This is a genomic window from Micromonospora sp. CA-263727, from assembly GCF_050942455.1.
Classification (GTDB): domain Bacteria; phylum Actinomycetota; class Actinomycetes; order Mycobacteriales; family Micromonosporaceae; genus Micromonospora.
On the sequence record NZ_CP192031.1, the window covers coordinates 332,992 to 356,480 of the forward strand.

Here is a 23,489-nt window from a genome sequence, read left to right on the forward strand (position 1 = left end):
CGCGGCCGGCTGACCGGCGGGACCGGCTGGGCAGCGAGGGCCGGCCGGCGTGGCGGGTGGCGGCTTGACATCTGCTATTCACTGAGCGAATAGTAGCCGGGTGTCCACGTCGCACGTCCTGATGGGGCTGCTCGCGGGCGGCACCAAGCACGGGTACGAGCTGAAGCGAGCCCATGACGAACGGCTGCCGCAGGCCCGCCCACTGGCATTCGGGCAGGTCTACGCGACCCTGGGTCGGCTGCTGCGGGACGGGCTCGTGGCGGCGGCCGGGCAGGAACGCCTCGCCGGCCCCGACCGGACGGCGTACGCGCTGACCGAGGAGGGGCGGGCCGCGCTGGACCGGTGGCTGGACACGGTCGAGCCCCCGATGCCGCACGTCAACAGTGTGCTCTTCGCCAAGGTGGTGGTGGCGCTGCTGGCCGCCGACGTGGACCGGGCGCGGGCGTACCTGATCGCGCAACGCCGGGCGCACACCGACCGGCTGCGCGAACTTACCGCGCTGAAGACGGCCCGGTCGGCCACCGTCGACGACATCGTCGCGGCCGACTACGCCATCGCCCATCTCGACGCCGACCTGCGCTGGCTGCACACCACCCTGGAGCGGGTCGCCGACTGGCACCAGGAGGTGCACTCGTGACGCAACTTCAGGCTCGCGGTCTGGTGAAGTCGTACGGGCCGACGCCCGCGCTGCGCGGCGTCACTCTCGACGTCACCGAGGGTGAGATCGTCGCGGTGACCGGGCCGAGCGGTTGCGGCAAGTCCACCCTGCTGCACTGCCTCGCCGGCATCCTGCGGCCCGACGCGGGCGAGGTGACCTGGCGCGATCACCGGATCGACACCTGGTCCGAGGCGGCCCGGTCCCGGTTGCGACGCACCGAGTTCGGGGTGCTGTTCCAGTTCGGCCAGCTCGTCGCCGAGCTGACCGCGGCGGAGAACGTCGCGCTTCCGTTGTTGCTCGCCGGCACGGGGCGGCGAGCGGCACGGACGGCGGCGCTCACCTGGCTGGACCGGCTGGGTGTGGCGGAGTTCGCCGACGTGCGGCCCGGCGAGATGTCCGGCGGCCAGCAGCAGCGCTGCGCCACCGCCCGGGCACTGGTCAGCGAGCCGCGGGTGCTCTTCGCCGACGAGCCGACCGGCGCGCTCGACACGCTCACCGGCGAGCAGGTGCTCACCCAACTGGTCTGGCTCGCCCGGGAGCAGCGTACGGCGGTGGTGCTGATCACCCATGAGCCCCGGATCGCCGCGTACGCCGACCGTGAGATCGTGCTGCGGGACGGCACGATCGACCACACCGGCCTGGGCCTCGACGCGCCACTGGCCGGCGGCACCTGGTGAGGCCCGGCACCCTCGTCCGGCTCGCCGTGGCCGGCAACCGTACCGATGCGGCCCGGGTGGCGTTGACCGCGCTGAGCGCAGCCCTGGCCAACCTCGCCGTGCTGGCGGCGCTGACTGTCCTCGCGATTCAGGAGCCGCCCGGCGATCCGGGACAGCAGTCCGAGCAGTACACCAACGCGTTGCTGCGGGAGCCGGGGCTACGCGGCGGCACCGCGTTCGTGTTGCTGCTGCTGACCATCCCGGTGCTGGCGTTGGCCGGGCAGTGTGCCCGGCTCGGCGCGCCGGCTCGGGACCGCCGGCTTGCCGCGTTACGGCTGGCCGGTGCGACTCCCGGCCAGGTGACCAGGATCGCGATGCTGGAGACCGGTCTGGCCAGCCTCGTCGGCACCCTCGTCGGGCTGGCCGGGTATCTCGCCGGGCGGGCGCTGCTGCACCGGCCGGACGTCAACGGTCAACTCGCCCTGCCGACCGACGTGCTGCCGGCGGTGCCGGCCGTGGTGGCGGTGCTGCTCGGGCTGCCCGTGATCGCCGCGGCGGCCACCGCGGTGATGCTGCGCCGGCTCACCACCACGCCGCTCGGGGTGGTCCGCCGGGCCCATCGCGCCGGGGAACCGCGTCCCTGGCCGGCGCTGCTGATCGGGCTCGGCGTGGTGGGGGCCGCCCTGTTCAACCCGATCCGGGAGGCATCCGGCCCCCAGTTGCCCGGCTGGCTGTTCGCGGTCGTCCTGCTCGGCGCGTTCGCGGCCGTGCTCGGGGTGGTCCTGGGGGCCGGGTGGATCTCGCACCTGGCCGGGCGGGTGCTGCACCGGTACGCCGGCAGCCCGGCCCGGCTGCTGGCCGCCCGCCGGCTGACCGACGACCCGTGGGCCGGCAGCCGGACCTTCGCCGCGTTGCTGGCGGCGCTGGTCATCGGTTCCGGTGCGGCGGCGTTCCGGGCCTGGTTCCTGCTCCACGACCAGATCCAGTGGGAGCAGAACCGGCCGGCCGGCGTCGACGACTCCGCCCTGCACCGCAGCTCCTTCTACCTGCGCACGATGGACCAGGTCGACCTGGCGGTCGCCGTGGCGGTGGCCATCGCCGCCGCCGGCCTGCTCGTCATGCTGGTGGAAGGGATCACCTCGCGCCGGCGGGCGTACGCCGCGCTGGTGGCGACCGGAGTGCCGCGCGCCACCATCGCCACCTCCATCCTCTGGCAGGCGCTGGCACCGGTGGTGCCCGCCGTGCTGATCGCACTCGGTGCCGGGTACACCCTCGGCCGGATGTTCGCAGGTGACGTCGTTTCGGGTGGCCGCTGGGAGAAGGTCTGCCGGGCGACGGCCGAGCAGTGCGCGGATCCGGCCATCCGCGACCGCCACACCGAGCTGGTGCTGGTCGACCAGGTGATCCACGTGCCGGGCGTACCGCTGGAACAGCTGGCGCTGCTGGCCGGTGGCGCGCTGGCCGCGGCGCTGCTCACGGTCGGGCTCGGGCTGCTCTTCCTGCGCGCGAACACGGCGGTGGAGGAGCTGCGTACCGGCTGAGCGGGCTCGCTCAGCCGGCGTTCGCGCGCAGGTAGGTCAGCGCGGCCAGCACCCGGCGGTTGGTGTCGTCGTCCGGCGGTAGGCCGAGTTTGGCCAGGATGTTGCCGATGTGCTTGCCGACCGCCGCCTCGGTGACGTGCAGGCCCGCCGCGATCGCCGCGTTGGACCGCCCCTCGGCCACCAGCACCAGCACCTCCCGTTCCCGGGCGGAGAGGGCGGCGAGTGGATCACGAGGGCGGTGCAGCAGCCGGCGGACCACGTCGGGATCGACCACCGTGCCCCCGGCGACCACGGTGCGCAGGTTGTCGACGAACTCGGTGACCTCGGCGACCCGGTCCTTGAGCAGGTAGCCGACCCGCCGGCCGTCGGCGCTGTCCAGCAGCGCCGCCGCGTACTCGGGCTGCACGTGCTGGCTCAGCACGACCACGGCCAGCCCGGGCTGCTCGGCGCGCAGGGCGACCGCCGCGCGCAGCCCGTCGTCGTGCTGCCCAGGCGGCATCCGGATGTCGGTCACCACCAGGTCGGGCCGGTGTGCCCGGACCGCCTTGATCAGCGCCGTCGCCGAGCCGACGGCGTCGAGCACGTCGAAGCCGAACCGGGCGAGCAGGGCCACCAGCCCCTCCCGGAGCAGCACCTCGTCCTCGGCGAGCACGACCCGCGTCACACCGACCACGGTAGTTCCACCCGGACGACCGTGGGGCCACCCGGCGGGCTGGCCAGCAGCAGCCGCCCGTCGGCGGCGGCGACCCGGTCGACGAGCCCGGTCAGCCCGCTGCCGTGCGCCGGGTCCGCGCCGCCCCGGCCGTCGTCGCTGACCTCGACCACCAGCCCACTGGCGGCTTCGGTGAGCCGGACCTGCGCCCGGGTCGCCGCCGCGTGCCGCGCGACGTTGCCGAGCGCCTCCGACACCACGAAGTACGCGGTGGTCTCGGCCGCCTCCGGCACCGGCCGCCCGAGGTCGGCGTGCACGTCCACCGGGATGGGCGCCTCGTCGGCGAGTTCGCGGACCGCGCCGGCCAGCCCGAGGTCGGTGAGGCTCTGCGGGCGGATGCCCCGGACGATCTGCCGGAGCAGGACCATCAGGCCCTTGGCCTGGTCGTGCGCGATGGCGAGCGGACGGGCCGCTGGCGAGTCGTCCGGCACGTCCAGCCGGGCCAGGCCGATCTGTAGGCTGAGGCTGGTCAGTCGGGGTTGGGCGCCGTCGTGCAGGTCGCGCTCGATGCGGCGACGTTCGGCCTCGTACGCGTCGACCAGCCGGGCGCGCGACCGGGTGACCTCGCGCAGCGCGGCACCGTCCGGGGCGGCCCGGAGCAGCCACCGGGCCACGGCGGCCTGGCCGGCGGCGAGCCCTCCCGCCGCATACCACAGCACCGGCGCGAGCAGCACCCCGACGATCGCGTGCGGTACGGCCTGTGCGGGCGTGTCCACGGTGGCCCAGATGAGGATCACCTCGTCGGCGGCGCCGGCCGCGAACGGACTGCCGATGAGCACCAGGTCGAGCAGCACGATCAGGATGAACAGCCAGTAGACGACGGGGACGACCCCGCCGAGCCAGAACAGGTACGCGGCCTCCCGCCAGGCCGTGGCGGTCGTGTACTGGGCGACGACCCCGCGCCACGGTTGCCGGGGCAGTGATCGCTCGTCGACGAGACCGAGGCGGTACCGCTCGAAGGTCGCCACCGGAGCGCTCAGCAGCGGCGCCAGCGCGAGCACGGCCAGGCCGCACAGCGTCAGGAACACGGTGAGCAGCCCTGGGACGGGCCGGTCGTGCTGGCGTACCGCGTTGACGGCGGCGATCAACGGTGCCAGCACGACCAGCGGCCCGATGGAGAGCAGGCCGGCCAGCGGCACGGTGGTCAGCAGGTAGGCCAGCGCGCGCCACGGCCAGGCGGTCAGCGGGTATCGGGGGCTGCGCAGAGCCCGGGCGAGATGGTCGGGTGCTGCCGATGTCATGCCGCTGACGCTAGTGACGCGTCCCGGCCGGCCCCAGCCGACTGGATCCACCATTGCGGGTATGGCCACCCCTACCTCGTTCGGGTGGGCAGCGGTAGTGCGCCGGCCGGGCGGCATCGGCTGGAGTGGGGCGCATGTCTGCGTACCGCCTCGGTTCCTACGCTCTGCTGCTTGCCGCGCCGCTGTTCGTCGCCGGGAACGCGGTGGCCGCCCTCGGCTGGCGGCAGCCGCCGTTCGACTGGCGTACCCACAACATCAGTGACCTGGGGAACGTCACCTGCGGCATCTGGGACACCACCCGACCGCGACCGGTCTGCTCGCCCTGGCACCCGGTGATGAACGGGGCGATGATCGCCACTGGCCTCCTGATCGTGGCCGGCCTGCTGCTGGCCTGGTCGGCACTTGGCCGCGGGGTGGCCGCCCGGTCGGCTCAGTGGTTGGCGCTGGCGGGCGCCGCCGGGTACGTGTTGGCCGGGGCGTACCCGGCCGACGCCGACGAGAACCGACACTTCCTGGCCGCGCTGTTGGTGTTCGTGGTCGGAAACGTCGCGTTGCTGGTGGCGGCGCTGGCCGGGCGGTCGTCGGTGCTCGGGCCGATCCGCCGGTTCACCCTCCTGCTGGGGTGCACCGGCGTCGTCGCGACGGCCCTGTTCCTGGCCCAGGTGGATCTCGGCTTCGGCGTGGGTGGCATGGAGCGGGTGGCGGTCGCCCCCTTCCTGCTGTGGACGGTCGCCGTCGGAGTCCGGTTGAGCCCCGGGCCGGGCTGCCCGGCGGTCAGGCGCGGTCGAGTCGATCCAGGATCCAGGCGTTGACGAACGCCTCCTCCCGCCAGGCGTCGTAGCGTCCGCTGGGCCCGCCGTGACCGGCCTCCATCTTGGTCTTGAGCAGGTAGTCGCCCTGTGGCGCGACCGCCCGCAGCCGGGCGATCCACTTCGCCGGCTCGTGGTAGAGCACCCGGGTGTCGTTGAGGCTGGTCATCGCCAGGATCGCCGGGTAGTCCAGCGCCGCGACGTTCTCGTACGGCGTGTACGACTTCATGTACGCGTACACCTCCGGGTCGGCGAGGGGGTTGCCCCATTCCTCCCACTCGGTGACGGTCAGCGGCAGCGACGGGTCGAGGATCGTGCTGAGCGCGTCCACGAACGGCACCTGCGCGACGATGCCGGTGAAGGCGTCCGGGGCGAGGTTGGCCACCGCGCCCATCAGCAGCCCGCCGGCCGAGCCGCCCCGGGCGACCAGCCGGTCCGGTGCGGTCCAGCCCGCCTTAGCCAGGTGCCGGGCGCAGGCGACGAAGTCGGTGAAGGTGTTCTTCTTGGCCAGCATCTTGCCGTGGTCGTACCAGCGGCGGCCCAACTCGCCGCCGCCCCGCACGTGGGCCACCGCGAAGACCACCCCGCGGTCGAGCAGGGAGAGCCGGCCGACCGAGAACCACGGGTCCATGCTCGCCTCGTACGAGCCGTAGCCGTAGATGACGCAGGGCGCGGAGCCGTCGCGCGGGGTGCCCCGGCGGCAGACCAGCGAGATCGGCACCTTCGTGCCGTCGTCGGCCAGCGCCCACTCCCGGTGCTGCTCGTACTCCTCCGGCTGGTACGCCCGCCCGTCCGGCCCGGGCAGCACCGGCCGGCGGCGCAGCAGCGTCATCTCGCGGGTCATCAGGTCGTAGTCGTACACCGAATCCGGGGTGACCAGCGAGGTGTAGCGCAGCCGCAGACGCCCGGTGCGGTACTCGGGGTTGGCGTCCAGGCCGACGGTGTGCAGCGGCTCCGGGAACTCGATGTCGTGGGCGTCGCCGCCGCCGACCGGCAGCACCCGGAGCCCGGTCAGGCCGTTGCTGCGTACGGTGACGACCAGGTGGTCGGCGAAGGCGTCCACCGACTCCAGCCGGGTGCCGGGGGCGTGCTCGATCAGCGGCACCCAGTCGCCCGGCGAGTCCGCCGAGGTGTACGCGAGCGCGAAGTCCTCCGCGCCGTCGTTGTGCAGGATCAGGAACCGGTGCCCGTGGTGCTCCACCGAGTACTCGACGCCCTGCCGACGCGGCGCGATCACCGCCGGCTCGCCGGTCGGGTTGCCGGCCGGGATGACCCGTACCTCACTGGTGAGCTTGCTGGCGATGTCGATCAGGATGAATCGCTCCGACCGGGTCAGCTCGACTCCGACCCAGAACCGCTCGTCGTCCTCGGCGTGCACCACCACGTCGTCGGCGGTCGCCGTGCCGACCACGTGTCGCCAGACCCGGTGGGGCCGCCACGCCTCGTCCACGGTGACGTAGAACAGCACCGATGCGTCGGCGGACCAGGCGGTGCCGTAGAAGGTGCCGGGGATCTCGTCGGGCAGCAGCTCGCCGGTGCTGAGGTCCTTGATCCGCAGGGTGAACCGCTCGTCCCCGGAGAAGTCCGTGGAGTACGCGAGGAAACGCCCGTCCGGGCTGACGTCGAAGGCGCCCAGGGCGAAGAAGTCGTGCCCCTCGGCGAGCAGGTTGCCGTCGAGCAGGATCTGCTCCCCGTCGAGCGGGGCACCGTCGGAGCTGATCGGTGGCCGGGTCTCGCCGTCGCGGACCGCCCGGCGGCAGTGCACACCGTACTGCCGGCCCTCGACGGTGCGGGTGTAGTACCAGTGTTCGCCCTTGCGGGTCGGCACCGACAGGTCGGTTTCCTGGGTACGCCGCCGGATCTCCTCGAACAGCTCCGTACGCAGCCCGGACAGGTGCGCCGTCCGGGCCTCGGTCCACGCGTTCTCGGCGTTGAGATAGTCGATCGTTTCCGGATCGTCCTTGGTGGCCAGCCAGGCGTACTCGTCGACGACGGTGTCGCCGTGGTGGACGCGTTCGGTCGGCAGCCGCCTGGCTACGGGCACGGTGGTCTCGGTGGTCACGGCGCCACGTTACCGGCCGTTCCCGCTTCCTGTGCGGAGCAAGTCCCCACCCAGGCCGTTAGAACACATGTACGATTGCTGCCATGGTGCCAGCACGTTCCACCGGTGCGTCCGGGGCTCTCGACATCGCCCACCGACTGACCGAGATCTGCGGTCCGCGTTTCGCCCGGTTCGCCGGCGCGGCGGACGAGGTCGCCGGGCGTCCGGCCCGCTGGGTGGCGGTGCCGGGCGGTCCGCACGCGGCGGCGCAGGTGTTGCAGCTGGCCGCCCGGCACGATCTGGCGGTGGTGCCCCGCGGCGCCGGCACCAAAATCGACTGGGGTGCCGCGCCCGAGCGGGTCGACATCATGCTCGACACCGGGCGACTGGCCGGCATCGGTCACCAGCCGCCGGGCCGGGGCACCGCCGAGGTCGGCGCCGGCACGCCGCTGCGCGCGCTCCAGGCCACCCTGGAACGCACCGGCCAGCGGCTCGCCCTGGACGCGCCCTCGCCCGGCGCCACCGTCGGCGGGGTGCTCGCCGCGGACGAGGCCGGCCCGCTGCGGCATCGCCACGGCACCGCCTGCGACCAACTCGTCGGTCTGCGCTACCTGGCCGCCGACGGCGAGCTGGCCGAGGCCGGCGGCGGGGCGGCCGGGCTGGCCCAGGCGCGGCTGCTGTGCGGCTCCGAGGGCGCGCTCGGCGTGTTGGTCAGCGCCACCCTGCGGGTGCAGCCGGTGCCGGCCAGCCGGGTCTGGGTGAGCCGCCCGGTGTGGACGCCGCTGGAGGTGCACGACCTGATCCGTGCGGTGCTCGCGGCCCGGCTCGACCCCGCCGCGGTCGAACTCGACCTGCCGGCCGGCGCGGGATCCCGGCAACGGCGGGGCGGCCGGGCCGAGTCGATGGCGCGGCACCCGTCCATGATGGGGCGCCCGTCGACCGGCCCGGCGGCCGCCGGCTCACTGGTGGTGCTACTCGAAGGTGGCCCCGCCGAGGTGGCCGAACGCGCCGACCGGCTGGTGTCGCTGCTCGGCCCTCGGGCGACGGTGGCCCGGTCGGCGCCGCCGTGGTGGCGGAGCTACCCGTTCGCCCCCGGCGACACCGCGCTGCGGCTGGAGGTGCCGATCACCGACCTGCACGCCGCCGTGTACGCGCTGCGCGACGCGGCGGGCACGCTGGTGCCGGTGCGTGGCTCGGCCGGGCTCGGCATGGTGCACGCCGCGCTGCCCGGCGCGATGGCGCCGGATCGGGTGGCGGCGATCCTGGCCGCGGTCCGGGGCGTGCTGCTCGCCCGGCGGGGCCGGTGCGTCGTGCTCGCCGCCCCGCCCGCCGTCCGGCGGGCCGTCGACCTCTGGGGCGAGCTGGCCGGACTGGCCCACCTTCGCGCCGCCAAACAGCACCTCGACCCCACCCACCGGCTCGCCCCCGGCCGCCTCCCCGGCGGCCTCTGACCACCACCGGCGGCGCCGGCGCCGAGCGACCGGCGGGGGCCAGGGCGGCCGTGCCAGGCGGGTGGGGCCACAGGCGGGCGGGGCCAGGATGGGCGGGGCCCGGGCGGCTGCGGGGACGGACCGGAGCGGCTGTCAGACGGCGTCGTTGCGGAGGACGAGGATGGCGATGTCGTCGCGGGGCTCCTCCACCGAGAAGTTGATCGCGGTGGCGCGTAGCCGGGCCGCCACCACGTCGGCCGAGTAGCCGGCCAGCGGCGCGGCGGCGTCCCGCAGCCGGCCGGTACCGAACAGCTCCCGGCCGCGACGGCGCTCGGTCACCCCGTCGGTGTAGAAGACCAGACAGTCGCCGGGGTCGAGGGTGATCTCCGCGGTCGGCGAGGTGATCGCGTCGAGCAGGCCGAGCGCGGTGCCGCCGGTGCCGAAGAAGGTGGCCGGCCCACCCCCGGAGCGCAGCAGCACCGGACGATCGTGCCCGGCCAGGTGCAACCCGACGTCGAGCCGGCCTTCCTCGCCCGGCCCGACCGCCGCCAGCGCCAGCGTGCAGTAGCGGCCGGCACCCCGCTCGACCAGCGTCTCGTTGAGCCGGGCCAGCACCTCGGGCAGCGGCTTGCCGTCCCCCGCGAGCACCCGGATCACGTCCCGGACCAGCCCGGTGACCGCCGCGGCCTGCACTCCCTTGCCGGAGACGTCGCCGATCACCACCAGCCAGCGCCCGTCCGGCATCGGCACCACGTCGTAGAAGTCGCCGCCGACCTCGGCGTCTCCACCGGTCGGTACGTACTCGGCGGCGAAGCCGATGCCCTCCACCACCGGCAGCACCGGCGGCAACAGCGACTGTTGCAGCGTCTGCGCCACCCGGCGGCGCTCGGCGTGGATGCGGGCGTTCTCGATCGCCAGGGCCGCCCGCCGGGCCACGTCCTCCAGCACCGCGATCTCGTCCGGGTCGTGCCGGTGCCGCTGGTGCCGCCCGACGGCCAGGGTGCCGAGGCGTTGGCCCCGGGCGATCAGGGGAACGGCGAAGCCCTCCATCGGCGCGCCGAGCGGCGTCTGGGCTCCGTTGCGGCTGGCCTCACGCAGCCGGGCCTGGATCGAGTCCGGGCCCGCCTCCCGCAGGGTGGCGTGCAGCTGCGCCAGCATCGACTCGTCCGCGTGACTGGCCGCCGCGAGCCGGAGCCGACCCCACTCGTCGGTGGTGTGCACCGCGCACCACTGGCCGAGCCGGGGCACCACCAGCTGCGGGATCAGCGCCATGGTCAGCTCCACGTCCAGGGACTGGGCGAGCAGCTCGCTGGCCTCGGCGAGGAAGGTCAGCCACGCCTGCCGGCGGACGTCGGCGCGGCGCAGCCGGTCGTTCTCCAGGTGCAACGAGAGCCGCTCGGCGGTCAGCACCGCCAGCGGCTGGGCGTACGCGGTGGGGGCGCTGTCCAGTTCCAGCTCGCCGGCGTACGGGCGGTGCACCGCCAGCGGCACCCGGAGCAGGTCGTTGCCGGCCCGGGGCTGCCGGCCGTACCGGGCGAGCACCTGCGGGCCGTGGCCGTCGCCCCGGTCCAGTCGCACCACGCCCCCGGCGGCACCGACCATCTCCGCCACCCGGGTCAGCAGGCTGGTGGCGAAGTCCGGCAGTGGATCGTCGGCGTACGGGTCGGGGGTGGTCTGCATCAGCGCGCTCATCGCCCCGGCGCTGGGGGTGGAGGTCTCACCGTTGGCGCCCGGATCGCCGCCCGGAGTCACCTCGTCGTCCCGGTGCTGCCCGTCCGGGTCGGCGCGGTCCAGTCGGAACCACACGCCCTTGCCGGTGGGCAGGTAGGTGGTGCCCCAGCGGCTGGCGAAGTGGTCTACCAGCAGCAGCCCCCGCCCGCGTTCGGCGACCTCGGTGATGTCGGTCGCCACGTTGCGTACGCCCACGGTCAGCTCGTCCACCGGGCCGGAGGCGAAGTCGGAGACGGTCACGGTGAGCCCCGCCGGGTCGGCGGTGACCTCGATGTCCAGTTCGGTGCGGGCGTGTTCGACCGCGTTGGTGGAGAGTTCTGTGGTCAGCAGAAGCGCCTCGTTGAGCAGTTCGTCCAGGTTCGCCTCGGCGAGTACGGACCGGACGACGGCCCGTGCGGCGGCCGGGGTGCGGCGGTCGGCGGGGAGCCGGACGCGCCGAACGTGCTTGTCTGGGCCCTTGGTCATCGCGGGCCCCGCCTCCGCTGACACCCTCGTATCCTCCACCGACACCCGGCCGGTGCCAAGCTGATCACTGCCGGGTCTTCGACGGCGGGCGGCGATGCGCCGTGGCGGTTTCGAGGTCACGGGGACAATATGGGGTGGCCGGTGTAAGCCGGTGGACCCCGATCTGAGCGAGGAATGATGACCACGGCGAAGCAGTCGGCGACCGCGGAGACCTCCGTCGCCGACCACGAGGCGGTCCTCACCGAGCTGGCGGAGGCGTTGCGGCAGGTCCGCCGCGGCGACCTCAAGGTCAGGCTGCCCCGACGTTCGGGCGCGGCCGGCGAGGTGGCGGACGCCTTCAACGACGTGGTGTCGCTCCAGGAGCGGCAGCAGCTGGACCTGCGCCGAATCAGCCGGATCGTGGGCCGCGACGGCCGGCTGACCGAGCGCCTCGACGAGGAGGGGTTGGACGGATCCTGGGCGGAGGGGCAGCGGGCGGTCAATTCGCTGATCGACGACCTGGGCCGGCCCGCGACCGAGATCGCCCGGGTCATCGTGGCGGTCGCCGACGGCGATCTCTCCCAGCACATGGCGCTGGAGATCGACGGCCGCCCGCTGCGCGGCGAGTACCTGCGGATCGGCCGCACGGTCAACACCATGGTCGATCAGCTCTCGTCCTTCTCCAACGAGGTGACCCGGGTGGCCCGGGAGGTGGGCACCGAGGGCGAGTTGGGCGGCCAGGCCGACGTACGCGGGGTCGCCGGCACCTGGAAGGACCTCACCGACTCGGTGAACACCATGGCGTCGAACCTGACGTACCAGGTGCGGTCGATCTCGCAGGTGGCGACGGCGGTGGCCAAGGGCGACCTGTCGCAGAAGATCACCGTGTCGGCGAAGGGTGAGGTGGCCGAGCTGGCCCACACCTTCAACTCGCTGACCGACACGTTGCGGCTCTTCGCCGAGCAGGTGACGCGGGTGGCCCGTGAGGTGGGCACCGAGGGCAAGCTGGGCGGTCAGGCGGAGGTGCCCAACGTCGCCGGCACCTGGAAGGACCTGACCGACAGCGTCAACTCGATGGCGTCCAACCTGACCGCCCAGGTGCGCAACATCGCCCAGGTCTCCACCGCGGTCGCCCGGGGCGACCTGTCGCAGAAGATCACGGTGGCCGCGCAGGGCGAGATCCTGGAACTCAAGGACACCGTCAACACGATGGTGGACCAGCTGTCGTCGTTCGCCGACGAGGTGACCCGGGTGGCCCGTGAGGTGGGCACCGAGGGCAAGTTGGGTGGTCAGGCCCAGGTCCGTGGCGTCTCCGGCACCTGGCGGGACCTCACCGAGAACGTGAACCAGCTCGCCGGCAACCTGACCAGCCAGGTGCGCAACATCTCCCAGGTCTCGACGGCGGTCGCCAAGGGTGACCTGAGCCAAAAGATCACGGTCGACGCCCGGGGCGAGATCCTGGAGCTGAAGTCGACGGTGAACACGATGGTGGATCAGCTGTCGTCGTTTGCCGACGAGGTGACCCGGGTGGCCCGTGAGGTGGGTACCGAGGGGAAGTTGGGTGGTCAGGCGCAGGTCAAGGGGGTGTCCGGCACCTGGCGGGATCTGACCGACAACGTGAACTCGATGGCGTCGAACCTGACCAGTCAGGTGCGCAACATCGCCTCGGTCACCACGGCGGTGGCCAGGGGTGACCTGTCGCAGAAGATCACGGTGGATGCCCGGGGCGAGATCCTGGAGCTGAAGAACACGGTGAACACGATGGTGGACCAGCTGTCGTCGTTCGCCGACGAGGTGACCCGGGTGGCCCGTGAGGTGGGTACCGAGGGGAAGTTGGGTGGTCAGGCGCAGGTCAAGGGGGTGTCCGGCACCTGGCGCGACCTCACCGACAACGTGAACTCGATGGCGTCCAACCTGACCGCCCAGGTGCGCAACATCTCCCAGGTGTCGACGGCGGTCGCCAAGGGTGACCTGTCGCAGAAGATCACGGTGGATGCGCAGGGCGAGATCCTGGAGCTGAAGTCGACGGTGAACACGATGGTGGATCAGCTGTCGTCGTTTGCCGACGAGGTGACCCGGGTGGCCCGTGAGGTGGGTACCGAGGGGAAGTTGGGTGGTCAGGCGCAGGTCAAGGGGGTGTCCGGCACCTGGCGGGATCTGACCGACAACGTGAACTCGATGGCGTCGAACCTGACCAGTCAGGTGCGCAACATCGCCTCGGTCACCACGGCGGTGGCGAACGGTGACCTGTCGCAGAAGATCACCGTCGACGCGCAGGGCGAGATCCTGGAGCTGAAGAACACGGTGAACACGATGGTGGACCAGCTGTCGTCGTTCGCCGACGAGGTGACCCGGGTGGCCCGCGAGGTCGGCATCGAGGGGAAGCTCGGTGGTCAGGCGCAGGTCAAGGGGGTCTCCGGCACCTGGCGCGACCTCACCGAGAACGTCAACCAGCTCGCCTCCACCCTGACCACCCAGCTGCGGGCGATCGCCCGGGTCTCCACCTCGGTGACCCGGGGCGACCTCACCCAGCGGATCGCGGTGAAGGCGCAGGGCGAGGTCGCCGAGCTGAAGGACAACATCAACCAGATGATCGTCACCCTGCGGGAAACCACCCACAAGAACGCCGAGCAGGGCTGGCTCGACTCCAACCTGGCCCGCATCGGCGGTCTGTTGCAGGGGCAGCGCGACCTCGGCGAGGTCTGCTTCATGATCATGCAGGAGGTGACCCCGCTGGTCGACGCGCAGCTCGGCGCGTTCTTCCTGGCGGACAACTCCGAGGGGGTGATGCGGCTGCGACTGACCGCCTCGTACGGCTACGTGTCCCGGGGGCATGACGTGACCTTCGGGCCCGGCGAGGGGCTGGTCGGGCAGGCCGCGCTCTCCCGGCGCACCATCCGGGTCAGCGCCGTGCCGGACGGTCGGATCACGCTGCGCTCCGGGCTCGCCGACACGCCGCCGGCCGACCTGGTCGTGCTGCCCGCCCTCTTCGAGGGCGAGATGCTCGGCGTGATCGAGTTCGCCAGCGCGACCCCCTTCTCCGAGCTGCACCTGTCCTTCCTGGAGCGGCTGGTCGCCACCATCGGCATCGCGGTCAACACCATCCAGGCCAACCGGCGTACGGAGGAACTGCTCGCCCAGTCCCAGCGGCTGGCCCACGAGTTGCAGGAGCAGTCGGCGGAGTTGCAGCGCACCAACGCCGAACTGGAGGAGAAGGCCAAGCTGCTCTCCGAGCAGAAGGCGAACATCGAGACACAGAACCGGGAGATCGAGCTGGCCCGGCTCGGCCTGGAGGACAAGGCGCAGCAGCTCACCCGGGCCTCGGCGTACAAGTCGGAGTTCCTGGCGAACATGAGCCACGAGCTGCGTACGCCGCTGAACTCGCTGCTGCTGCTGGCCCGGCTGCTGATGGAGAACTCGGAGCGGAACCTCAGCCCGAAGCAGATCGAGTTCGCCCGGACAATCCACGGTTCCGGGTCGGACCTGCTGCGCCTGATCGACGACATCCTCGACCTGTCCAAGATCGAGGCGGGGCGGATGGACGTCGAGCCGACCGAGGTCCGGTTCGTCGAGATCCGCGGTTACGTCGAGCAGGCGTTCGCCCCGCAGGCCGACGACAAGGGCCTGGACTTCCAGGTACGCACCGCCAAGGACCTGCCGCCGGCGGTGGTCACCGACGCCCAGCGGCTCCAGCAGATCCTGCGCAACCTGCTCTCCAACGCGGTCAAGTTCACCGACAACGGGGCGGTGACGCTACGCATCTCCCGGGCCCCGGAGAACGCCGTCTTCGACGTGCCGGCGTTGACCAATGCCCGGCAGGTGATCGCGTTCACGGTGATCGACACCGGCATCGGCATCTCCGACGACAAGCTGTCGTTGATCTTCGAGGCGTTCCAGCAGGCGGACGGCACCACCAGCCGCCGGTACGGCGGCACCGGGCTCGGCCTCTCCATCAGCCGGGACCTGGCCCGGCTGCTCGGCGGCACGATCACCGTCAGCTCGGCGCCCGGCCAGGGCTCGACGTTCACGCTCTACCTGCCCGACGTGCTGGCGCCGGACGCGGTGGTGGCACCGGCGCCGCCGTCGCCGCAGCGGGCCGGCCTGCCGTCGTCGTTGCTGATGCCGCCGATGGAGTTGCTGCCGAAGGTGCCGGAAGCCCCGAAGACCCGCCAACTGGACGGTGCCACCGTGCTGATCGTCGACGACGACGTGCGTAACGTCTTCGCGCTGACCAGCGCGCTGGAGCTGCACGGCATGACCGTGCTCTACGCCGACAACGGCAGTGACGGGGTACGCCTGCTGGCCGAACATCCGGAGGTCGACATCGTGCTGATGGACGCCATGATGCCGGACCAGGACGGCTACGAGACGACCCGGCAGATTCGGCGTAACCACCGTTTCGCGGACCTGCCGATCGTGTTTTTGACCGCCAAGGCGATGCCCGGTGACCGGGAGTCGGCGATCGCGGCGGGTGCCAGTGACTACATCACCAAGCCGGTCGACCTGGACGAGCTGATCGAGTTGATGGCCTCCTGGATCAGCGGCAGTCGTACCGAGGAGGGCTCGTGACGCAGGTGGCGAAGGCGCTGCTGGTCGACGACCGCAGGGAGAACCTGATGGCCCTGGAGGCGATCCTCCAGGGGCTGCCGGTGCATTCGGTCGCGGTGGAGAGCGGCGAGGCGGCGCTGAAGCAGTTGTTGGTGGACGACTTCGCGGTGATCCTGCTGGACGCCCAGATGCCGGACATGGACGGCTTCGAGACGGCCAGCCACATCAAGCGGCGGGAGCGGACCCGGCACGTACCGATCATCTTCCTGACCGCCGCCGACCGGGACGCCCAGCTCGCTCTGCGGGGCTACGCGGTCGGCGCGGTGGATTACCTCACCAAGCCGTTCGACCCGTGGGTGCTGCGCGCCAAGGTCTCCGTCTTCGTCGAGCTGTGGACCAAGACCCGCCAGCTCGCCGCGCAATCCGAGATGGTCCGGGAACGCGACGCCCAGTGGCGTCTCCTCACCGACGCGGTAGACGAAGCCACCACCCTCCTCCGCACAGACGACCCGGACGCCGTGACCCGGGCCCTGGCCATCCTCGAACAGGCCCGCTGGGGCACCACCACCTGACCTCCACCCACAGCCCGGTTGATCACGAGGTTGGCGGCGGTTTGGAGATCGAACTGCCGCTAACCTCATGATCGACGCGGTGGGGCCCGCAGCGGTGCCGGGTCAGGTGGTGTGGGCGTCGTTGCGGATCATCAGGGCGCTGCGGAGGCCGGTGATGTCCAGGACGCGGAGCAGGAACTCGCCCACGTTCGTGAGGATGAGCAGGCTCTGCGCGTGGCTGGCCTTGCGGCTGAGGACGACCAGCGTCCCCAGCCCCTGGGAGTCGCAGAAGGTGACCCCGCCGAGATCGAGCACGATCCGAGGCGGCGGCTCGGTGAGTACCTCATTGACGATGGTTGACAGCTGGGCGGCCGTGAGCATGTCGATCTCACCGGCGAGACGCAGCGTCGCTTCGTCGCCAGTCCGGTGCACGGTGATGGACAGTTCGGCACGATCCACCGGGTCAGCCTATCGCGATCTCCGGCACCCGGCCTGTCGAGGCGAATCGCCTCTGCGCAGCGTGCCGCAGGTGAGCCCGGTAACCCCGATCCGGGGTGCCTGCCGATCGTCCGTCGGGCGCTGACACAATGGCGGCATCGTGACTGAGGTGTTTCCTGCCGGATCCGACCGTTACCCGGTCGACGCGCCGGCCTCAGAGGCCCTGTTCGACCGCGCCCGCGCCATCGTGCCGGGCGGGGTGAACTCCCCCGTGCGCGCCTTCCGGGCGGTCGGCGGCACACCACGCTTCATGGTCCGTGGTGACGGACCGTGGCTGTACGACGCCGACGGGCGGCGCTACGTCGACCTGGTGTGTTCCTGGGGGCCGTTGATCCTCGGCCACGCGCACCCCGAGGTGGTGGCGGCCGTGCAGGCCGCCGCCGCGCTGGGCACCAGCTTCGGTACGCCCACTCCCGGCGAGGTCGACCTGGCGGCCGAGATCGTCGAGCGCACCCCGGTCGAGCAGGTCCGGCTGGTCAACTCGGGCACCGAGGCGACCATGTCGGCGATCCGGCTGGCCCGTGGCCACACCGGCCGCTCGAAGATCATCAAGTTTGCCGGTTGCTACCACGGCCACGTGGACGCGCTGCTCGCCGCCGCAGGGTCCGGCGTGGCCACCCTCGGCCTGCCCGACTCGCCCGGCGTCACCGGGGCGGCGGCCAGCGAGACCATCGTGCTGCCGTACAACGACATCGCCGCGGTCGAGGAGGCGTTCGCCGCCGAGGGGCCGGACATCGCCGCGGTGATCACCGAGGCGGCCCCGGGCAACATGGGCGTGGTCGCCCCCCGCGACGGCTTCAACGCGCAGCTGGCGCGGATCGCGCACGCGTACGGCGCGCTGCTCATCATCGACGAGGTGATGACCGGGTTCCGGGTCTCCCGCTCCGGCTGGCACGGCCTCGACCCGGTCGACGCGGACCTCTGGACGTACGGCAAGGTCATGGGGGGTGGACTGCCAGCCGCGGCGTTCGGCGGGCGCGCGGAGATCATGTCGCGCCTGGCCCCGGCCGGCCCGGTCTACCAGGCCGGCACCCTCTCCGGTAACCCGCTGGCCTGCGCGGCCGGGCTGACCACCCTGCGGCTGGCCGACGACGCCCTTTACCACCGGCTGGACGAGACCGCTGCGGTGGTGGGCAAGCTCGCCGCCGACGCGCTGGCCGCCGCCGGTGTCCCGCACCGGCTGTCGTACGCGGGCAGCATGTTCTCGATCTTCTTCACCGACGCCGACGTGGTCGACTACGACAGCGCCCGCACCCAGCAGGTGCCCGCGTTCAAGGCGTTCTTCCACGCGATGCTCGCCGCCGGCGTGTACCTGCCGCCGAGCGCGTTCGAGTCGTGGTTCGTGTCGGCGGCGATCGACGACGTCGCCCTGGAACAGATCGCCGCCGCCCTGCCGGCGGCGGCCAATGCGGCGGCGGCTACAGGGGGGTAGCGGTGAGCAAGACGGTGGTCCACGTGCTTCGGCACGGTGAGGTGTACAACCCGGACGGCATTCTCTACGGCCGGCTACCCGGTTTCCGCCTCAGCGAGCTGGGTGTCCAGATGGCCAAGGCCGCCGCGCAGGGGCTCGCCGAACGCGAGGTCGTGCACGTGGTGGCCAGCCCGCTGGAACGTGCCCAGCAGACCGCCGAGCCGATCGCCGCCCAGTTCGGGCTGCCCGTCGGGGTGGACGAGCGGCTGATCGAGAGCGCCAACTGGTTCGAGGGCAAGCGGGTCTCGCCCGGCGACGGCTCCTTCCGTGACCCGCGCAACTGGTGGGTGCTGCGTGACCCGGTCACCCCCTCGTGGGGCGAGGCGTACCGGGCGATCGCCGAGCGGATGTTCGCCGCGCTGCACGCCGCCCGGGTCGCCGCCGAGGGACGCGAGGCCGTCCTCGTCTCGCACCAGCTGCCGATCTGGACGCTGCGCCGGCACGTGGAACGCAAGCGGCTCTGGCACGACCCGCGCCGCCGGCAGTGCGGGCTGGCCTCGCTCACCACGTTCCACTTCGACGGCGCAAAGATCGTCGGCATCGGCTACTCCGAGCCGGCCGCGCACCTGGTGGCCATCTCGCCGACCGCGCGTACGGCCAAGGGGGCCTGAGTGGCGGCCCGGAGGCGGGCGGCGGGACTGCTCGCGGCGGTGGCCGCGCTGGCGGCCCTGACCGGCTGCTTCGGCGGCGGCGGGCGGCCGGAGTGCGACACCGTCGACGGCATCGTGCAGTGCCGCCCGGACCAACGCTCCGGTGCCCCGGACATCGCCGGTGAGCTGCTCAAGGGTGGCTCCTACGACGTGGTGGACCAGCGCGGCCAGGTCGTCGTGGTCAACTTCTGGGGTTCCTGGTGCGCGCCGTGCCGGGCCGAGGCCGACGACCTGGAGGCGACCTACCAGGCGACCAAGGACTCCGGGGTGACCTTCCTCGGCATCAACGTGCAGGACAGCCGGGACAAGGCGATCGCCTTCGAGGAGGGCCGGGTGACCTACCCGAGCATCTTCGACCCGGGCAGCCGGCTCGCGCTCGCCATGGACGTCCCGCCGAACACCATCCCGGCCACCGTGATCCTCGACCGGGAGGGCCGGATCGCCACCGTGATCCGGGCCGCGGTCAAGCAGGACGGCCTGCAACCGATCGTCGAGCGGGTCGCCGCGGAGTCGCCCGCGTCGACCGGCCAGCGCTGATGGGCGAGACGTTCCGCCAACTCGCCGAGTCCGGCCCGCTGCTGCTCGCGGTGGGCGCGGCGGCCCTGGCCGGCCTGGTCAGCTTCCTCTCCCCGTGCGTGCTTCCGCTGATGCCCGGCTACCTCTCCTACGTCACCGGCCTAGCCGGCACCGACCTAGAACAAAGTGCAAGGAAGGGCCCCCTGTTAACGCCTCCGGTAGAGGAGGGGCCCCCTGTTAACACTTCCGGCGCGGGCGGCGCTCGCGGCGCGGGCGGTGGGGCGGGTGGCGCTCGCGGTGGTGTTGATGCGGCGGTGCGGGCCGAACGGCCGAAGGTCAGTGTCGCGGTGCAGGGGCGGGTGCTCGCCGGGACGCTGCTCTTCGTCGCCGGCTTCACCGTGGTGTTCGTCGCCACCGCGATCCTGTTCAGCAGCATCGGCCGGGTCTTCTTCGACTACGAGCGGACGCTGGAGATCGTCATCGGCGGGCTCGTCGTCGTACTCGGGCTGGGTTATCTCGGGGTGCTCCCCGGGTTCCAGCGTGAGCTGCGGATCAACCGGTTGCCCGCCGCCGGCCTGCTCGGCGCGCCGGTGCTCGGCGCGGTGTTCGCGTTGAGCTGGGTGCCCTGCGTCGGGCCCACCCTGACCGCCGTGCTCGGCCTGGCCGTCACCAGCGGGCAGTTGGACCGTGCGGTGGTGCTGGCCGTGGCGTACTGCCTCGGGCTGGGCATCCCGTTCGTCGTCTTCGGGCTGGGCTTCAACCGCCTGCTCGGGGTCTTCCGGGCGATCCGCCGCAACAGCCGCTGGGTCACCCGGATCGGCGGCGTGCTGCTGATCCTGATCGGTCTGGCACTGGTCACCGGCGGCTGGACGAACGTCGTGATCTGGCTCCAGACCACCGTCGGGGTGGGCGATTTCCAGGTGAGCATCTGATGAGCGTGGTGGACGACCGGCCGGCCACGCCGGCCGAGGCCCCCCGGCACCGCCCCAATGCGCTGCTTGCCCTGCTGCGCAACTCGTGGCGGCAGCTGACCAGCATGCGTACCGCACTCGTGCTGCTCTTCCTGCTCGCGGTCGCCGCCATCCCCGGCTCGGTGCTGCCGCAGCGCGGCGTCAACCCGGAGGACGTGCGCGACTTCTACACCGCGTACCCCGATCTGGCCCCGATGCTCGACCGGGTGGGTGCGTTCGAGGCGTTCGGCTCGGTCTGGTTCTCCGCGATCTACCTGCTGCTCTTCACCTCGCTGATCGGGTGCATCACGCCCCGGTTGCGCGACCACGTCCGGGCGCTGCGGGCCGCGCCGCCGGCCGTACCGAAGCGCTTGGATCGGCTGCCGGAGCATGCGGTGGCGCCGGCACCGGCCGGCGGTGCGGCGGCGATCGCTGAGACGCTGCGACGCCGGCGGTGGCGGGTGGTGGTCCGCGGCGACGGGATCTCCGCCGAGAAGGGCTACCTCAAGGAGACCGGCAACCTGATCTTCCACACCTCGATGGTGGTGGTGCTGGTCGGCGTCGCGCTCGGTTCGTGGTACGGCTGGCACGGCAACCGGCTGCTGGTCGCCGGCGCGGAGCACGTCTTCTGCAACACCCGCCAGCAGTACGCCGAGGCAAAGCTCGGCCCGCGCGTCGGCGACGACCTGCCGGGCTTCTGCATGCAGCTCGACGAGTTCGACGCCCGGTTCCTGCCGACCGGCCAACCCGCCTTCTACAACGCCAAGGTGACCGTCGACGAGGACGGCGGCCCGCCGAGCTCGGCGGAGTTCTCGGTCAACTCGCCGCTGCGCCTCGACGGGGCGAACGTCTACCTGCTCGGCCACGGGTACGCCCCGGTGATCCGGTACACCGACCGGTTCGGCGGTACGCAGACCAGCCCCGTGCCGTTTCTCAGCAACGGCGACATCGGGCTGACCAGCGAGGGGCTGGCCGCCTTCCCGGACGCCAACGTCGACCCGGAGACCGGAGCCCGGGACCCGAACCTCCAGGTGGCCTTCTCCGGCCTGTACCTGCCGACCGCGCCGGAGCAGCCACCGTTCACCCGTTCCCTGCACCCGTCCGAGCAGAACCCGCTGCTCGACCTGGTCGCCTACCGGGGCAACCTGGGCCTGGACGCCGGCATCCCCGGCTCGGTCTACCAGCTCGACCAGCGCCAGGTACGCAACGGCCGGCTCACCGAGATCGGCGCGAAGCAGCTGCGGATGGGGGAGAGCTGGACGCTGGACGACGGCACGAAGGTCGAGTTCGTCGGCACCGAGCCGTACATCGTCCTGTCGGTGCGCTACGACCCGGGCACGATGCCGCTGCTGGTCAGCTCCATCGGGCTGGTCCTCGGGCTGATGGGCTCGCTGTTCGTCCGGCGTCGGCGCGTCTTCGTCCGGCTCCTGCCCGCCGGTTCCGGGTACCCCGGCGGTGGGTCTCCGACGGGCGGTAGTAGCTTGGTCGAGGTGGCTGGCCTGCCGCGTACCGAGCATCCCGGGTTCGCCGCCGAGTTTGCCCAGCTGGTGTCCGCGATTCGCGGTGACGGGCGGGGCGGTGAAGCCGGCTCCGGAGCCGGGTCTGGCGTCCGGGCGCGGGAAGGAGCCGAGTGATGTCCGCACTCTCCGACCAGGTGGTGTCGATCGCCACCCTGGTCTACCTGCTAGCGATGATCAGCCACGCGGTGGAGTACGCCCTCGGCAACGCGCGCGCCAGGGCCGTCGCCGCACCACCCGCTCGCGATCTCGTCGGCGCGTCGGTCGGCGAGTTGGCGATCGGCGGCACGGGCGGGGCGGTCGGCGGGGTCGTGGGTGGCACCGTGCCCCCGGACGGGGCCGAGTGGACCGCACGACGGGCCGCGCTGGCCGCACGACGGGCCGAGCTGGCCGGAAAGATCGCTGTCGCGGCCACCGCCCTGGGCGCCGCGCTGCACCTGGTCGGGCTGGTCACCCGTGGCCTGGCCGCCGGACGGATGCCGTGGGGCAACATGTACGAGTTCGTGCTCACGGTCTCGTTCATCGGTGTCGCCGCCTGGCTGGTGGTGCTCTGGAAGGTGCCGTCGCTGCGCCGCCTCGGGCTCTTCCTGACCCTGGTCATGGTGCTGCTGGTGGCCACCGCCGAACTGGTGCTCTACACGCCGATCGTGCCGCTGGTGCCGGCGCTCAACTCGTACTGGTTCATCGTGCACGTGTCGACCATCGTCTTCGCCTCCGGGCTGTTCCTGCTCGGCGTGGTGCCGGCCGTGGCGTACCTGATGCGGGCCGGCTACGAGCAGGGCAAGCGCAGCTTCCCGTACACCCTGGCCAAGCGGCTGCCGGCGGCGGCCGGCCTGGAGCGACTCACCTTCGTGCTGCACGCCTTCTCGTTCCCGATCTTCACCTTCGCGGTGATCGCCGGGGCGATCTGGGCCGAGGCGGCCTGGGGCCGGCCGTGGGGCTGGGACCCGAAGGAGACCTGGGCGTTCATCTCCTGGGTGGTGTACGCCGGTTACCTGCATGCCCGGGCCACGCCGAGCGTGAAACGGAACGTGACCGCCTGGCTGGCCATCCTCGGCTTCCTGACCGTGCTGATGAACCTGTTCGGCGTGAACATCTTCTTCGAGGGCCTGCACTCCTACGGCGGTCTGTGAGGCCCGGGCCCGGTTTACCGTCGACCGCCTCGCCGGGCCAGGAGGGGCACGTCAGTCCCGGCCAGGTCGGCTCAGGGTTTCGTCGACGCGCAATGTGATCTGGTAGGCGATCTCCGGCACGTCGGCCAGTTCGATGTGCTCGGCGCGCATCGTGAGCTGCGCGTGCAGTTCGCGGGCGATCGCGTCGCGCAGGCGGGTGAGCAGCGGCGACAACCCGTCGGGGTCACCGACGACGTACGCGTCCGACATGCGCCAAGCCTGCCTGTCCCGGTGCCCTGCGGCCAGCGCCAGTGAGATATTCCGCCGCTCGTCGCCTCTGCTGAGGAGATCTGTCCGGTGCCCGGTGGCGGCAACCTCTCCGGTAGGCCGTCAGGCTTGGGTGAGTTCCGCTG

Annotated in this window: 19 protein-coding genes; 13 read left to right on the forward strand and 6 right to left on the reverse strand. The window is 72.1% G+C overall.

From position 1 onward, the window contains the following. The first annotated feature begins 100 nt into the window (after positions 1–100). The 3 genes from ACQPYA_RS01560 to ACQPYA_RS01570 are packed head-to-tail and all read left to right on the forward strand — an operon-like array spanning position 101 to position 2,855. On the forward strand, positions 101–637 hold the full coding sequence (locus ACQPYA_RS01560; RefSeq protein WP_433530848.1) for a PadR family transcriptional regulator: 537 nt from the start codon (positions 101–103) through the stop codon (positions 635–637). Continuing rightward, on the forward strand, positions 634–1,335 hold the full coding sequence (locus tag ACQPYA_RS01565) for an ABC transporter ATP-binding protein (RefSeq protein WP_433530849.1): 702 nt from the start codon (positions 634–636) through the stop codon (positions 1,333–1,335). The genes ACQPYA_RS01560 and ACQPYA_RS01565 overlap by 4 nt, the downstream gene beginning before the upstream one ends. Next, the gene (locus tag ACQPYA_RS01570; RefSeq protein ID WP_433530850.1) at positions 1,332–2,855 is read left to right on the forward strand and encodes an FtsX-like permease family protein; all 1,524 of its coding nucleotides are present in this window, start codon (positions 1,332–1,334) and stop codon (positions 2,853–2,855) included. The genes ACQPYA_RS01565 and ACQPYA_RS01570 overlap by 4 nt, the downstream gene beginning before the upstream one ends. 10 nt (positions 2,856–2,865) lie before the next feature. Here ACQPYA_RS01570 and ACQPYA_RS01575 read toward each other — a convergent pair whose 3' ends face one another. Beyond that, positions 2,866–3,528 (reverse strand): response regulator transcription factor, encoded by a 663-nt coding sequence (locus ACQPYA_RS01575; RefSeq protein ID WP_433530851.1) that lies wholly within the window; start codon positions 3,526–3,528, stop codon positions 2,866–2,868. Further along, positions 3,516–4,808, reverse strand: a complete 1,293-nt coding sequence (locus tag ACQPYA_RS01580; protein ID WP_433530852.1) for a sensor histidine kinase — start codon at positions 4,806–4,808, stop codon at positions 3,516–3,518. Before ACQPYA_RS01580 ends, ACQPYA_RS01575 begins: the two co-directional genes overlap by 13 nt. A 134-nt stretch (positions 4,809–4,942) precedes the next feature. Between ACQPYA_RS01580 and ACQPYA_RS01585 the strand changes: the two genes are divergently transcribed. Beyond that, positions 4,943–5,620 (forward strand): DUF998 domain-containing protein, encoded by a 678-nt coding sequence (locus tag ACQPYA_RS01585; RefSeq protein ID WP_433530853.1) that lies wholly within the window; start codon positions 4,943–4,945, stop codon positions 5,618–5,620. Here the strand turns inward: ACQPYA_RS01585 and ACQPYA_RS01590 are convergent. Continuing rightward, positions 5,583–7,679, reverse strand: a complete 2,097-nt coding sequence (locus tag ACQPYA_RS01590) for a S9 family peptidase (RefSeq protein ID WP_433530854.1) — start codon at positions 7,677–7,679, stop codon at positions 5,583–5,585. The two genes, ACQPYA_RS01585 and ACQPYA_RS01590, sit on opposite strands and share 38 nt — an antisense overlap. Before the next feature lie 83 nt (positions 7,680–7,762). Between ACQPYA_RS01590 and ACQPYA_RS01595 the strand changes: the two genes are divergently transcribed. Next, complete coding sequence (locus ACQPYA_RS01595) at positions 7,763–9,109, forward strand: FAD-binding oxidoreductase (protein WP_433530855.1); 1,347 nt, start codon at positions 7,763–7,765, stop codon at positions 9,107–9,109. Between the two features lie 132 nt (positions 9,110–9,241). On the opposite strand, the gene ACQPYA_RS01600 is transcribed toward ACQPYA_RS01595, so the two are convergent. Further along, positions 9,242–11,308 carry a SpoIIE family protein phosphatase gene (locus ACQPYA_RS01600; protein WP_433530856.1) on the reverse strand — a complete coding sequence of 689 codons (2,067 nt, stop codon included), beginning with the start codon at positions 11,306–11,308 and terminating at the stop codon, positions 9,242–9,244. Between the two features lie 153 nt (positions 11,309–11,461). On the opposite strand from ACQPYA_RS01600, the gene ACQPYA_RS01605 reads away from it, so the two are divergent. After that, a complete protein-coding gene (locus tag ACQPYA_RS01605; protein WP_433533351.1) occupies positions 11,462–15,832 on the forward strand; it encodes a HAMP domain-containing protein in 4,371 nt (1,456 codons plus the stop codon). Then, on the forward strand, positions 15,829–16,383 hold the full coding sequence (locus ACQPYA_RS01610; RefSeq protein ID WP_433530857.1) for a response regulator: 555 nt from the start codon (positions 15,829–15,831) through the stop codon (positions 16,381–16,383). Before ACQPYA_RS01605 ends, ACQPYA_RS01610 begins: the two co-directional genes overlap by 4 nt. Before the next feature lie 102 nt (positions 16,384–16,485). Here ACQPYA_RS01610 and ACQPYA_RS01615 read toward each other — a convergent pair whose 3' ends face one another. Further along, on the reverse strand, positions 16,486–16,821 hold the full coding sequence (locus tag ACQPYA_RS01615; protein WP_433530858.1) for an STAS domain-containing protein: 336 nt from the start codon (positions 16,819–16,821) through the stop codon (positions 16,486–16,488). Positions 16,822–16,960: 139 nt separating this feature from the next. On the opposite strand from ACQPYA_RS01615, the gene hemL reads away from it, so the two are divergent. Genes hemL through ccsB form a run of 6 tightly spaced genes read left to right on the forward strand, consistent with a single transcriptional unit; the run spans position 16,961 to position 23,097 of the window. Next, positions 16,961–18,292, forward strand: a complete 1,332-nt coding sequence (gene hemL / locus ACQPYA_RS01620) for a glutamate-1-semialdehyde 2,1-aminomutase (RefSeq protein WP_433530859.1) — start codon at positions 16,961–16,963, stop codon at positions 18,290–18,292. A gap of 2 nt (positions 18,293–18,294) precedes the next feature. Continuing rightward, positions 18,295–18,942, forward strand: coding sequence for a histidine phosphatase family protein (locus ACQPYA_RS01625; protein WP_433530860.1), 648 nt, complete (start codon positions 18,295–18,297; stop codon positions 18,940–18,942). After that, entirely contained in the window at positions 18,943–19,518 is a 576-nt protein-coding gene (locus ACQPYA_RS01630) for a TlpA family protein disulfide reductase (RefSeq protein WP_433530861.1), read from the forward strand. After that, positions 19,518–20,429, forward strand: coding sequence for a cytochrome c biogenesis CcdA family protein (locus tag ACQPYA_RS01635; protein ID WP_433530862.1), 912 nt, complete (start codon positions 19,518–19,520; stop codon positions 20,427–20,429). The genes ACQPYA_RS01630 and ACQPYA_RS01635 overlap by 1 nt, the downstream gene beginning before the upstream one ends. Next, positions 20,429–22,081: a cytochrome c biogenesis protein ResB gene (locus tag ACQPYA_RS01640; protein WP_433530863.1), complete on the forward strand. Its 1,653-nt coding sequence runs from the start codon at positions 20,429–20,431 to the stop codon at positions 22,079–22,081. The genes ACQPYA_RS01635 and ACQPYA_RS01640 overlap by 1 nt, the downstream gene beginning before the upstream one ends. Beyond that, positions 22,081–23,097, forward strand: a complete 1,017-nt coding sequence (ccsB, locus tag ACQPYA_RS01645) for a c-type cytochrome biogenesis protein CcsB (RefSeq protein WP_433530864.1) — start codon at positions 22,081–22,083, stop codon at positions 23,095–23,097. Before ACQPYA_RS01640 ends, ccsB begins: the two co-directional genes overlap by 1 nt. A gap of 51 nt (positions 23,098–23,148) precedes the next feature. Here the strand turns inward: ccsB and ACQPYA_RS01650 are convergent, their stop codons facing one another. Beyond that, positions 23,149–23,346, reverse strand: a complete 198-nt coding sequence (locus ACQPYA_RS01650) for a hypothetical protein (RefSeq protein WP_433530865.1) — start codon at positions 23,344–23,346, stop codon at positions 23,149–23,151. Positions 23,347–23,489 lie beyond the last annotated feature (143 nt).

Coding starts and splice junctions, on each gene's coding strand:
- ACQPYA_RS01580 (WP_433530852.1), bottom strand. CDS start 4,808: ATGACATCGGCAGCACCCGACCATCTCGCCCGGGCTCTGCGCAGCCCC.
- ACQPYA_RS01585 (WP_433530853.1), top strand. CDS start 4,943: ATGTCTGCGTACCGCCTCGGTTCCTACGCTCTGCTGCTTGCCGCGCCG.
- ACQPYA_RS01595 (WP_433530855.1), top strand. CDS start 7,763: ATGGTGCCAGCACGTTCCACCGGTGCGTCCGGGGCTCTCGACATCGCC.
- ACQPYA_RS01605 (WP_433533351.1), top strand. CDS start 11,462: ATGACCACGGCGAAGCAGTCGGCGACCGCGGAGACCTCCGTCGCCGAC.
- ACQPYA_RS01635 (WP_433530862.1), top strand. CDS start 19,518: ATGGGCGAGACGTTCCGCCAACTCGCCGAGTCCGGCCCGCTGCTGCTC.
- ACQPYA_RS01640 (WP_433530863.1), top strand. CDS start 20,429: ATGAGCGTGGTGGACGACCGGCCGGCCACGCCGGCCGAGGCCCCCCGG.
- ccsB (WP_433530864.1), top strand. CDS start 22,081: ATGTCCGCACTCTCCGACCAGGTGGTGTCGATCGCCACCCTGGTCTAC.
- ACQPYA_RS01650 (WP_433530865.1), bottom strand. CDS start 23,346: ATGTCGGACGCGTACGTCGTCGGTGACCCCGACGGGTTGTCGCCGCTG.